The organism is Sphingobium sp. PAMC28499 (assembly GCF_004795815.1).
Lineage (GTDB): Bacteria > Pseudomonadota > Alphaproteobacteria > Sphingomonadales > Sphingomonadaceae > Sphingobium > Sphingobium yanoikuyae.
The window spans coordinates 4,513,052-4,525,994 of sequence record NZ_CP039248.1; the positions used below are offsets into that span (position 1 = coordinate 4,513,052).

Genomic DNA, 12,943 nt, shown 5'->3' on the forward strand with positions numbered 1-12,943 from the left:
TCTGGCGTCTCTGAACAGCGCCTATTCATTGGCTGCCAGGGAATAGCCATGGCAGGTCTGCGCGTCGAACTGGATGGTCGTGATGCAATCGCGGCCGCGCTGCTTGCTGGCGTAAAGCTGGCGATCGGCTTCCGCCATCCACAGCTCGGCGGGCAGGTCGGCATGGCAACGGGCACTGGCGACGCCGATGCTGACGGTGATGAAGGGACTGACCTGCGACTGGGCATGGGGAATGTTGAGCGACTGGATCTGCAGCCGGATTTCCTGCGCAACCAGTTCTGCCCCCTGGGGGTCCGCGCCGGGCAGGATGCAGGCGAACTCCTCGCCGCCATAGCGCGCCGGCAGGTCGGTCGCGCGCTTGACCGCGCGGGTCAGCGCGGCGCCGACCATCGCGATGCAGCGATCCCCGGCGGGATGGCCATAGGTGTCGTTGAACTGCTTGAAGAAATCGATGTCAAGCATGATGACCGACATCCATTCCCCGGTCCGGGTCAGCCGCGCGCTTTCCGCCTGCAGCGACCGTTCCATGTGGCGACGATTGCTCAGGCCCGTCAGCGCATCGGTGACGGCCAGCGTCGCGAGCTGATCGCGCAGGCGCTTGAGTTCGACATGGTTGCCGACCCGCGCGCGCAATATCGCCGGCTGGATCGGCTTGGTCACATAGTCGATCGCGCCCAGCGACAGGCCGCGCATCTCATCCTCCGTATCGCCAAGCCCGGTGGTGAAGATGATCGGTATGTCGACCAGCATGATGTCCGCCTTGATCTGGCGACAGACTTCGAACCCGTCGATGCCCGGCATCAGCACATCCAACAGGATCAGGTCGGGCTGCACCGTGCGCGCAATGTCCAGCGCCTGCTGGCCCGACGTGGCGAAGCAGATCTCATAATCATCCTCCAGCACGGCGTTCATGATTTCGATATTCGAAATCTCGTCATCGACGATCAGGATGGTGGCCTTGCTCATGATGTCGCTCCTGCCGGATCGATCGACCGGCCTGCTGTGCCCGCGCCCGGCGCATCGGCATCGATCAGCGCGAGGGCGGTTTCATAATCCAGTTGCTCCAGCGCCCGCTGAACCGGATGGCCGGCGCGCTGATCGGGCGTCAGCCCCATCGCCTGGGCCAGCCGCTCGAACCCGGCGCGGGCGCTGAGGCTCCGGCGCGCGAGCAGCCCGCGCAACTCGGTGCGCGCCTGTTCGACCGCGTCATCATCCTGGACGGTGACGATCGCGACGTCCGATGCCTCTGCCCCACCCGTCAGGCTGCGCGCGGCAGCAATGGCCGGTGCGATCGCCACCTCCAGATCGACGATCGCGGCCAGCGCCGGCCCGGTTTCATCCGCCGCCAGCATCCGTTCGATATCCGACGCGATCTGCTGGACGCCGGGCAGTTCCAGCGATCCGGCCACGCCCTTCAGGCTATGGGCCAGGCGCCGCGCATCGGGCAGCAACCCTGCCGCCAAATGCGCCCGCAAATCCCGGCCGACATGGTCATAGCTGTCACCGAAGGTGACGATCAGCTTGCGCAGCAGTCCGGTCTTGCCATTGACCCGCGCCAGTGCGGCGGGCAGGTCGAAGGGCGGCAGCCGATCGGGCAGCGACGAACCGGCAACCGTCGGCACGACCGGCGACGGCAGCGGCGTGGTCACTCGCCCCGCCTTCAACCAGCGATCCAGCACCCGGACCAGCACCGGCGGCTCCACCGGCTTGGCGATATGATCGTTCATGCCCGCGGCCTTGCAGCGCTGCTTTTCCTCCTCATAGGCATGGGCCGTCATGGCGATGATCGGCAGATCCTCGGCGTTCCATTGCTCGCGGATGATGCGGGTGGCGCTGATGCCGTCCATTTCGGGCATCTGCACGTCCATCAGCACGGCGGCATAACCCGCCCCCTTCTCGCGCACCATGTCGCAGGCGATGCGGCCATTTTCCGCGAAATCCACCTTCAACCCGGCATCGTCCAGCAGTTCGGCCGCAATCTCGCGGTTGATCTCATTATCCTCGACCAGCAGCACGCGCAGCCCGCGCAGCGCTTCGGCCACCATCGGCAAAGCGGGCGTGGCCGGCGCGGCGACATGGACGACGGGCGCATGTTCTTCGGCAAAAATCTCGGTGATCGTATCCAGCAATATCTTGGGCACGACCGGCTTGGTCAGGAAGGCGGCAACCTTGTCGGTATCGACACCCTGCAACAGATCGTCGGCGCCATAGGCGGTGATGATGAGCGCCTTGGGCTGGGGATGGCGCAGCGCCGTGGCGCGCAGCGTATCGACCGTCTCCATCCCGTCCAGGCCGGGCATCTTCCAGTCGAGCAAGGCCAAGTCATAGGGCTCGCTCCGTTCGTCGGCATGTTCGATCGCGGCGATCGCCTCGCCACCCGACGCCACCAGATCCACCGCCATGCCCCAGCCGGCAAAGACGTCATGGATGATCTGGCGCGACGCCGGATTGTCGTCGGCGGCCAGCACGCGCAGCCGGCGGACATGCGCCGACATGGGCATTTCCAGTCCTATCGCCCGGTCGTCCGCATCCATCAGCATGTGGCAGATGAAGCTGCTGCCCTGGCCGGGTGCGCTCTCGACCGCAATGTCGCCGCCCATCTGCTCCACGATCTGGCGACAGATGGCGAGGCCAAGGCCGGTGCCGCCGAAGCGGCGCGTGGTGGAACTGTCCGCCTGGGTGAAGGAATGGAACAGCGATTTCTGCTGCTCGGGCGTCATACCGATGCCGGTGTCGCGCACCGTCAGCTTCAGCCGCACCCGGCCATTCTGCTCGGACGCCGACAGGCCGATGGTGACGGTGCCTTCCTCGGAAAATTTGACGGCATTGCTCATCAGGTTGAGCACGACCTGACAGAAGCGCATTTCGTCGCCGATCAGCCGCTCGGGCACATCGGCGTCGACCCGCGAGACGACCCTGACCTGCTTCGCCTCGGCATTGGCCGCGACCAGCTGGATCTGGTTCTCGATCGCGCTGCGCAGGGTGAAGGGATGCGCCTCCAGCGTCAGCTTGCCCGCTTCATTTTTCGAAAAATCGAGGATGTCGTTGATCAGCCGCAGCAGCGACACGCCAGCCTGGTTGATCTTGCCGATATAATCCTGCTGCTTGGGGTCGAGGTCGGTCCGGGCGACCAGATGGCAGAAGCCCAATATGGCATTCATCGGCGTGCGGATTTCATGGCTCATATTGGCCAGGAACAGGCTCTTCGCGCGATTGGCCTCCTCCGCCTCGCGGGTCCGCGCCTCCAGCGCCTGATTCTTGGCCAATATCTCCTCGCCCATCTTCTGGTTGCGCTGGAAACTCTCGACCAGCTTGTCGCTCAGCCAGACCAGCACCGCCGTCTGGAAGGCGACGATGCCGGCATGCAGCAGCACCCGTTCCAGATTGCCCTGCCCCGGAAACACCGCATAGGGCAGCAGATAGAGCAGCAGCAGATGATGGAGCGCCGTCGCCGTCGCGGCAGCCAGGATGGCGCGCTTGTCGCACCAGGCGATGGTCAGCGCCAGCATGGCGAAGAAATACATGTGCATGTCCATCTGCCAGGCATGGCCGCGCAGCAGGAACAGCAGGATCGCCGGCTCGCCCATCAGGGCGACGGCCGACAGATAGCGGGTCGCAGGGGCGATCCCCTGCCGCCACCAGGTCAGATGATAGGCCCCCGCCAGCAATGTGCCGCCCAGCGCCGCCGCGATCGGCGAATGGCCCGTGAGCAGGGCCACCGTCGCCAGCAACGGCACATGCGCCCAGAAGAGCGGCACGAGGAAGCGACCGAAATGGAAACGCAGCTTGTCCAGCTCGATAATCATGATGTCTGCCCCCCCGGCAATGGTTCGCCGCATTCGATCCGCGACGGCGTCGCGATCACGCCCCAGGCCCCCGCCCTGCGCAACGCCGCCGCGAAATCCGGCCGGTTCGACCCGGCAATGATGATGTTGGACAGGCGCCCCATGCCGACCAGCCCCCCGTCGGCCGCCCGCACCAGGTTGATCGCCTCGGCCCGCGACGCGCCCCAGGGCGCGATCACCAGATAGCGTCCCGAGCCGCTGCCGCTCATGATCCAGGCGGCCGCCAGCCCGACCAGCCCCGCCAGCAACAGCAAAGCCGCAGGCAAATAGGCGGACATGGCGCAGGACGCGTCCATGCTGCCCGCGCGCGCGGGACGGTTCAAACCCTTGAGCAACCCTGCCCCATCCATCGCATTATTAGACCATGGAAGCATTTTACAATGGTTAAGAGGCCTTTGCCCGTTCTGTTCGCAAAATGATCGCCTGCCTTTCTCGACATGGCCAATATTTACATATGAAATTACAGAAAACGAGCTTGGATTGGCGGCCTAATTTACAAGTTATACGTCAACCTCACTCCCTTTTCTGCAATTCCGGCATCGGCTTGCCCGGCTCGTCCGAACATGGCATCTGCGCCGACCGAACCCATATTTTTGCCGGACGAGCCCCTGTCTATGGTCGTGTGCAACGCTGCGCCCGGCCCTTGGAGGCGCTTCTCCGGCATCGCCGAGGACAATGCGCCAGCCTGCCCATCATCCGTCCCTGTCCGACCATCAGCGCACCGGCGATGACTCCATCGCCGCGACCGCGCCAGATCGCGCGTCCCGCCCGGCCGTTCATGGTGCCACCTGATGCTGTTCGGCCAACTCCATTCCGATATCTTCGCGCTGTTCGCCGGGTCGAACCGCTTTCTCTACGAGCGCGTGCTGATCGGCCTCTATGAAGGCTTCTACCGTTCCGACCTGCATTTCCCGACCCAGGGTGAGGTCGTCCAGCTGATCTATACGCTGCTGGGCGACAATGCGGAGCTGTGGCGCGAGGATGAAAGCCCGGTGGTGCTGGACAAGCTGGCCGCGCGACCGGGCCGCCGCGTGCGCCGGCGCAAGCTGGAAGCCGCCGACGCGCAGGCCACCAGCGCGGCGATGATGCGCGCCCGGCATATCTACAACCGGCTTCAGGCGACCGGCTGGATCGAGGAAAGCCGCTATGGCCTGAAGGTCACGGTCGACATGCCGGCCGGCGCCATGCGCCTGGCCGAATTTCTCTGCAGCCTGCGCGAAGGCCTGTCCGACCAGCTTGGCGGCCTTGTCATCCAGGTGAAGAACGAGCTGGAAGCGCTTCAGCGCAATGCACGGGAAAATGCGCCCGGCCTGCACAAGGCGGCGCGCGATGCCGCCAGCTTCGGCCGCTATCTGCGCAGCGTGCTGAGCGCGCTGCGCGACATCGACAAGCGGGTGGTGGAAAGCGACAGCGTCGGCCGCCGGCTGCGCCATTATTTCGAGGATTTCGTCGAAAAGCTGCTGCTGCAGGATTATGCGGCCATCTCGACCACCTCCCACCCCTATCGCTTCCGTCATCGCATCTTCACCGCGCTCGACGCGATCGAGGATTCGATCGCCGACGTCGCCGCCATCGCCGAAGCCTATCATGAGGCCCGGCTGGCGCCCGATCCATCCGCCGCCCGCGATCTGGTCTATGACGACCTGCACAAGGTGCGGCGCGTGTTCGACCAGATCGAGGAGGCTTTCGAGCGCATCCAGCAGCATCGCAGCCGGCTGGAGACGCGGCTGCGCAACACCGTCCGCTATGCCGGACGGCGCGGCAACAGCTTCCTCCAGCGCAGCGAACCGATGCTGCTGCAACTCGATCGGCTGCTCGCCCGCACGGATGGGCAGGATATGGCGCCGTCCATGTCCGGTCTGCTGGAACCGCGCCGGTCCTACTGGTCCCCCGCCCTGCTCGCCCGGCCGCGCACCTATCGTTCGACGGTTTCGGGCGGCCTGCTGGTCCTGCCGCCGCCCGATCCCCTGCGCGAATGGCGCAAGCGGCTGGACCGGGACTATCTGGCGCGCCTTGCCGTCACGCCCGAACAGGTGAGCCGCTTCCTCGAACGGCGCGTGGCGCCCTTCGGATCGGGCGAGGCCAGCCGCTTCGCGATCGAAACGGTCGATGATTTCCTGACGCTCGAAGCCCTGCGCCTGTCGGTGCTGGCCGCCGATGCCGACGGCCGGGGCAATGCCATCGCCAATCATCTGGCGCCCCATTTCCGCTTCTCGGTCGATACCGGATCGACCATCGACAATGACTGGCTGCACTGCGCGGGCTTCACCGTCTCGCGCATTGGCGACGCCGTGACCCCAGAGATACAAGATGCTCAGTGAATTTCAGACCCTGGAGGCGCGCGATCCGCGCCGGATGCGCCGCGTGACCCAGGCGATCAGCCAGTTGCTGCGCCATCAGTTCCTGCATGTGCAGGATCGCGGCTCATCGGCCCTGCTCGAAGTCCTGCTCCGCCCCGATGTCGAGCGGCTGGTGGCGGATTATTTCGAAGTCGCCGGCTATCGGCTGGTGGTGCGCGAAAGCGAGGGCTGGGCCGGCATCCTGCCCGACACCGAACAGATCGGCCATCCGCGCATGCGGATCGACGAGACGCTGGTGCTGCTGCTGTTCCGCCGATTGTGGGAAGAAGGCATCCAGGAAGGCGATGTCGAACGCTATGGCAGCGTGATGGTGACGCTCAACGCCGCCTATGACGCCTATCAGGACATGGTCGCCCGCGCCCGCCGCGCGACACTGGGCATCAACGAGTTCAAGGCGCTGGTCACCGCGCTCGACCGCCGGGCGATCATCCATATGGGCGACATCGACGAAGAGCTGGAGGACATGCCGATCACCATCCGCGCGCTGATCGCCACCGTCGCGGGCGAGGAGTTCATGGCCCATCTCGAACAATTGCTGGCCGGCGGCGACTATCAGGAAAGCGAGACGGAGGAGCCCGTCATCGACCTGGATGACGCCGACGAGGAGGAGGTCGCATGATGCAGCTTGCCCATATCGCACTGGTGCAATGGCATCTGTTCGGTCGCGAGGACCTGGCCGTCGGCGGCGACACCGCCGTGCTGGGCCAGAATCGATCCGGCAAGTCGACGCTGATCGACCTCATCCAGGCGGTGATGACCGGCGGTTCGCGGCGCTGGTATCAGTTCAATCGTTCCGCCGGCGAAACCGGCAGCCGCAAGTCGGAACGCACGCTGCGCGGCTATTGCCTCGGCCAGCTCAACGAACATGAGTTTCTGCGCCAGGAATCCGTCACCCACATCGTGCTGACGTTCGACGACCCCGACGGCATGCGCCCACCGGTGAGCGTGGGCCTGTGCGTGGAGGCATCCGCGATCGAGGATGCACAGGTGGTCGGCCGCTATATCGCGCCCGGCGTGCGAGTGGATACCGACCTGCTGATCGAGCATCTGGATGGCGGGCAGCAGCGCTCGGCGCCTTGGAGCCTGGTGCGCGAACGGCTGGAGCAGGCCTGCGCAGCGGCCGGCACCCAGCTCATTCGCCCCGATGGCCCGCGCAACCATATCCGCGAATATATGCGCCAGCTGTTCACTGGCCGGCGCCACAGCGATCCGGATCGCTTCATCCGCGCCTTCGTCATGGCCCTGTCGTTCGAGGATATGCGTTCGGTCGAGGGCTTCGTGCATAATTTCCTGCTCGCCCGGAACGACATCGACATCGGCGAGCTGCGCGAGGGCATCCAGCGCTATCGCGACATCCAGAAGGATGTGCATGAACTGGAACGGCGGCTCGACGCGCTGCGGGCGCTGGCCGAACTCGTGTCCCGCTTCGTCACCTTGCTGGAACGGGAGGATGTCGCCCGTGGCACCGCCCGCCTCGCCGCCATGATCGAGGCCGGCGCCGCGCTGATCGCCAATCTGCGCGAACGGCGCGACACGTTGGCGGAATTGGACGACATCCAGCATGACATCGGCCGCTGCGATGCGGAGATCGCGGCACTGGGCGATCGGCAGGACAGCCTGCTCGCCCAGTCCGTGGCAGAAGGCGCCGCCGGCAAGCGGGCCGTGGTCGCCAGCGAACTCAAGGCCGTGGACCTGGCCCGCACCGGCGTGGTGCAACGGCTCGAAGCCCGTTTCCGCGCGGCCGCGCTCGGCGCCAGCCTGCTCGACCATCGCGAGCGGCTCGCGCCCCTGAAGCTCGGCCCCCTGTTCCAGGCGCTGGAGGCGCTGCGCCAGCAGAGCGATGGGCTGGAGCCGCCGACATGGCCGCGCGATCCGCTGGCGATGGAGGAACTCATCGCCACCGCCCGCCGCAGCGCCATCGATAGCGTCGCCAAGATCCAGGAACGGCGCGACCAGGCGATCGCCCAGCGGCGCGGCCTGCAGGACGAGCTGGCCGATCTGGTCGCGCGCCGCGACAAGGCGCGCGCCGGCCAGGTGAGCCTGGACGATCGCACCGTCCGGCTGATGGCCGCGCTGGAGCGAGAGAATATGCGTCCGCGCACGCTCTGCCAGGTGGCCGAAATCGTCGATCCACAATGGCGCGAAGCGGCCGAGGCCCTGCTTGGGCGCGACCGCGAGGCGATTCTGGTCGATCCCGAACATGCGTCCCGCGCGGTCGAGATCGTGCGCGCCAACCGCGACGGCTTGCGCGGATGCCGGGTCATCATCAGCCGCCGCCTCGCCGAACAGCCGCCCGGCTTCGACACCGATTCCCTCGCCACCGTCTTTGCCAGCGACGACCCATTGGCAATCGCCTTCCTGCGCTTTCGCACCGGCCAGGTGCGGCTCGCCGGCACCCAGGCGGAATTGCTGGCCGGCGGCCGCGCGATCATGCGCGATGGCGCCTATAATAGCGGCATCGTGGTCGAGGTGCTGCGCACCCGCGACCTCAAGATCGGCCGGGCCGCAGCCCCGCTGATGGAGGCCGAACTGCTTGCCCGGATCGAGGATCGGCAGGCGCTGATCGCCGTCCATGCCGAAACCGAGCGGTTCCATGACGATATTCATCGCAAGCTGCTGCCGCTGATGGCCGATGTCGATCCGGCCGACCGGCTCGACCTGCTGGTCGCCGCGATCGACCAGCATGAGGAAAGCCGCACCGAATTGCAGCACCGGCTCGACAAGATCGCGATGACGGTCGATCCGGCGATCCAGCACAATCTGGACAAGGTGAAGCTGCAACTGCGCAGCGCCACCGAGGAAAAGGAAGAACTGATCGGCCGGCGCGGCCAGCTTGGCCAGGCCAGGATCGAAATCCAGCGGCGGCTGGATGCGGGCGATGCCCAGCCCGGCTCCTGGCTCTGCCTGCGCTCGCGGCGCGCCCTGTTCAAGGATCGGGTGCGCTCATCGGCCAGCCTCTCGATCCTGCGCGAGGCCTATCGCCAGCAGCGCGGACGCGCCCTGCCCCGACTGGTGCAGGAGATGATGAAGCGCGCGGACGAGGCCCGCGACGCCTATCAGGCGTTGCAGGGCGAAATTCGCGAGACGCTGGGCCATTACCGCGCCGATTTCGACAATAGCGCACCCATTGCCCTGCCCGGCGCGATCGCGACCGAAGTGAAGCCCTGGCTCGCCGCCAATATCGCGGCGCTGGAGGACAATGAGCTGATCCAGTATCGGCGCCAGGCCGACGAAGCCGCCGAGCAGATCGGCCAGTTGTTCCGCACCGCCTTCATCCATGAGCTGAACGCCCGTTTCAACGACCTGCGTTCGGAGCTGGACAACCTCACCCGCGCGCTGCGGATGCGGCCGCTCCATGGCGAGATCTACACGCTCCATGCCCGTCCCAAGGAGGAGTTCGCCGCGCTCCACCGGCTGGCGCGCGAGAGCGAGCATGACGAACTGACCTTCGACGCCCTATTTGGCCGGGCCGCCCCGCGCGACGCCGAACATGCCCAGGCGCTGGCGGAGGTCGAACGGCTGCTGAGCGACGAGTCCCTCGATTTCTCGGCCTATCAGGATTACCGCAACTATTTCACCTTCGACCTGCGCATGGAGGATGTGAACAAGGGCCGCACCACCAGTTATGACAAGCGCAAGGGCACGGCGAGCGGCGCGGAGCGGCAGGTGCCCTATTATGTGGTCATCGGCGCGGCGCTGGCCAGCATCTATCATGGTGCGCGCCGGCAATATGAGCGGGCAGAGCTGGGCCTGGGCCTTGCCGTGTTCGACGAGGCGTTCAGCAAGATGGACGGCCCCAACCAGCGCACCCTGCTCGAATTTTACGACGATATCGGGCTGCAGGTGGTGATCGCTGCGCCATCGGAAAAGCGCGCAGTCGTCTATGAAAATCTCGACAGCGTGATCGACGTGTTCCGCCATGGCGACAATGCCAGCGCCGAAGCCGTCCGCATCAAGCCCCATGCCCGCACCCAGATGCGCGCCGCCAACCCGCAGCATCTGGACGATGCCGCGCTGGCCGAACGGCTCGACCTCTTCGCGCTGGATGATCCTCAATGACCAAGAGGCGGTTCAGTGATGTCGGCCGGATGATCCACGACTTTCTCGACCGCCACGAAGCGCAGCCTCATGCAACAAACTTGCTGGCCCATGTCGACGAGGAGGCCTTTTCCAGCGTCGAAGCACGGGACCGCTTCCTGCAAGCACTGAAAGCCGCAGAAGCGACCGGCGGCCTCCGCATCAAGCAGACAAGGGACAAGGCGGACATTGCTCATGTCCGCCTGACAGAGCCCGCCGCCCTTTACGCCCATGTCGGACGCCGGCCAGCCCGTAGCGATGTCGATGCGAGGCTCGCGACGATCCGCGCGCGCCCTGGCCTGTCAGCACAAATGATCGCCCTGCTGGGGCAGATAGCCGAAAGCTGGACTCGTGGCGTAGGATGTTTCGGCCTTGCTCCCCATGATGTGACCGGCCTCACCGACGCGCTCGAACTGGTGCAGGCACTTGCCGTGCGGATGAACGAGGGCGACGCCGGCCTGATCGATTATCGCAGCTTCTCGCGATCAGCGGGGACCGACAGCAAGGCGCTCGAACGGCTGACACCGATCGTGGCACGGCTCTTCGCCTATCTCCATCCCGATCATGCGCCCGAAGGCAGTGTGTCGCCAAAACATTGGCTGACCGGTCTGGGCATCGTTCGGATGCCCCAGCCGCTTCTGCTCAGCGGTTCGCTCATATTGGGCGACCAATCGCTGCCTCGGCTAAGCTATTATGGCATACCACCGGAACAGGCTGGCGCCATCGCCTTGACAGGGCCGGTCGCCTATGTGCTGACCATCGAAAATTATGTCTCTTTCGTGCGGCATGTCCGGGAGATCAACGCCAATCTCGGCGCCCTGATCGTCTATACCGGGGGCTTCCCCTCCCATGCCCATCTACAACAGATTGTCCGTCTGGCCGCCGCCGCCGATGCGCCGCTGTTCCATTGGGGCGATATGGATGGCGGCGGCATCCGTATTTTCAGGCATCTGGAACAGGCGCTGGCGGATCACGGGCTGCGCTTGCATCCCCATCTCATGGATTCTGCGACGCTCATGGCGCAGGGCGTGCCCCGCGCCATGGCGTTGCGCAAGGCCGATGCGCCACCGGCGGACAGCGCAATCCATCCTCTCCGGGAAGCGCTCACCAATTGCGAGCTGATGCTGGAACAGGAAAGCCTCGCGCCGCACCATCCCGATCTATGCACTGCTTCGGGCCGCAAAGGCCCGAAGCAGTGAACGCATCTTTCCCGCTATTCGATCAGGGGCGGGTCGCCGCCACGCGGATCACGCCCACGCCCTTGACCGTCTCGATCTTCGTGCCGAAGGGCGCGGACAGGCGCTGCAGCCGTTCCAGAATGCGCGCGCCGGTGGGGGCATCGGCCAGGTGCGGCACGCCCTTGCCTGCACCCGTCGCATTGACGCCCAGGTCAACGGGATAGAGGCGGATTTCACTCAGCTGGCCATCCTTGTAATGGCTGACCGCGATCACCGTTTCATAGAGGTTGGGATCGCCAAATTCCTTCGCGCCGCGCGCCTGCAGCAGCTCGGGCGCGGTCACGCTGCCCGGCGTGATGCCGAACTGGTCGTACATGTCGGCCGGCAGGTCATCCAGGCTGTTGTTCATCATCGCGAAGTTGCCGAGCGAATAGAAGATCGGCTTGCCCTTGTAGATCTCGATCCCGCGCAGCTGGTGCGGGCCATGGCCGACATAGGCATCCGCGCCGGCATCGATCGCCTGATGGGCCAGACCCTGGGCGAAATTGGCGGGCGTCTGGCTGGCATTGCCGGGCTCATGATTATGCAGCGAGAAGACAGCGAAATTGCCATTCTGCTTGGCCTGGCGCACGGCCAGCATGTTGGCGGCGACATCCCTGGCGTTGAGATCATATTCGATCGTCATCGGTGCGGTCGGGGTTGTCGTCGCCCGATATTCGCGGCCCTTCATCTTGACCGGCGCGCCCGCCTTGGTGCCCGCCAGCCGCGCGATCGTCGCCAGATCGGTGTCGGACACCAGACCGACCTCGACGCTGCGGATGGCATTGGCGCCGCCACGGCCGGGCACCTGGCCCAGCGGATCGGAGGCCGGCGACATCGGCGTGAAGCTGGTGGTGGCCGACACCAGCCCGACGCGGCCATGCGGCCCGTCATAATAGGCCGGCGCGCGCGCCGCCGTCATCGAACGGCCGGTGCCGGCATGGACGATATGCGCGCCGTCGAGCAGCGCCAGCGTATCATACAGCCCCTCCACACCCCAGTCGGTGGCGTGGTTGTTGGCATGGCCAACAATGTCGATGCCCATCTTCGCCACATCGGCCGGGACGGCGGGATCGGCCAGCATCCAGGTGCCACCCGACTCCGCCTGGGGCGAGCCCTTGAAGGTCTTGAGGTCGAGCGCGGTCGTCTCGAAATTGCCGAAGGTCACGTCCGCGCCGCGCAGGATGCGCAGCATGTCGGGCGACTGCTGCTCGATCGTCGCCAGCATCGGTCGCAGATAAATGAGGTCGCCGACCGCCGCGAAGCTGAAATCGCCGGCGATCGGGCTGGTCGGCACGCGGCTGGTCGACAGCTGGCCGCCGCTTTCCTCTTCCTCGGCATGGGCCACGATCGGCGCGGTCATCATCAGCGCGGCGCCGGCCAGCGACAGGCTGCGCACCGCGCGGCGGCGAAGAATCTTGGACAGCATCAACGGACTTCCCCT

At 65.7% G+C, this 12,943-nt stretch carries 8 protein-coding genes; 4 read left to right on the top strand and 4 right to left on the bottom strand.

All coding sequences use genetic code 11. The annotated features are described in order from the left end of the window. Positions 1 to 21: 21 nt before the first annotated feature. From E5554_RS21405 to E5554_RS21415, 3 genes are read right to left on the bottom strand one after another with little or no spacing between them, the layout of a single operon-like run. Positions 22 to 966, bottom strand: a complete 945-nt coding sequence (locus E5554_RS21405) for a diguanylate cyclase (RefSeq protein ID WP_004208311.1) — start codon at positions 964 to 966, stop codon at positions 22 to 24. After that, a complete protein-coding gene (locus E5554_RS21410; protein ID WP_136188016.1) occupies positions 963 to 3,806 on the bottom strand; it encodes a response regulator in 2,844 nt (947 codons plus the stop codon). The genes E5554_RS21405 and E5554_RS21410 overlap by 4 nt, the downstream gene beginning before the upstream one ends. Beyond that, positions 3,803 to 4,123, bottom strand: a complete 321-nt coding sequence (locus E5554_RS21415) for a hypothetical protein (protein ID WP_010338507.1) — start codon at positions 4,121 to 4,123, stop codon at positions 3,803 to 3,805. The genes E5554_RS21410 and E5554_RS21415 overlap by 4 nt, the downstream gene beginning before the upstream one ends. A 513-nt stretch (positions 4,124 to 4,636) precedes the next feature. On the opposite strand from E5554_RS21415, the gene E5554_RS21420 reads away from it, so the two are divergent. The 4 genes from E5554_RS21420 to E5554_RS21435 are packed head-to-tail and all read left to right on the top strand — an operon-like array spanning position 4,637 to position 11,481. Beyond that, positions 4,637 to 6,166, top strand: a complete 1,530-nt coding sequence (locus tag E5554_RS21420) for a Wadjet anti-phage system protein JetA family protein (RefSeq protein ID WP_037507621.1) — start codon at positions 4,637 to 4,639, stop codon at positions 6,164 to 6,166. Then, positions 6,156 to 6,824: a DUF4194 domain-containing protein gene (locus E5554_RS21425; protein WP_136188017.1), complete on the top strand. Its 669-nt coding sequence runs from the start codon at positions 6,156 to 6,158 to the stop codon at positions 6,822 to 6,824. The genes E5554_RS21420 and E5554_RS21425 overlap by 11 nt, the downstream gene beginning before the upstream one ends. After that, positions 6,821 to 10,264 carry an SbcC/MukB-like Walker B domain-containing protein gene (locus E5554_RS21430; protein WP_136188018.1) on the top strand — a complete coding sequence of 1,148 codons (3,444 nt, stop codon included), beginning with the start codon at positions 6,821 to 6,823 and terminating at the stop codon, positions 10,262 to 10,264. Before E5554_RS21425 ends, E5554_RS21430 begins: the two co-directional genes overlap by 4 nt. Further along, positions 10,261 to 11,481, top strand: a complete 1,221-nt coding sequence (locus E5554_RS21435) for a Wadjet anti-phage system protein JetD domain-containing protein (protein ID WP_136188019.1) — start codon at positions 10,261 to 10,263, stop codon at positions 11,479 to 11,481. Before E5554_RS21430 ends, E5554_RS21435 begins: the two co-directional genes overlap by 4 nt. A 22-nt stretch (positions 11,482 to 11,503) precedes the next feature. On the opposite strand, the gene E5554_RS21440 is transcribed toward E5554_RS21435, so the two are convergent. Next, positions 11,504 to 12,928 (bottom strand): CapA family protein, encoded by a 1,425-nt coding sequence (locus E5554_RS21440; protein WP_136188020.1) that lies wholly within the window; start codon positions 12,926 to 12,928, stop codon positions 11,504 to 11,506. Positions 12,929 to 12,943 lie beyond the last annotated feature (15 nt).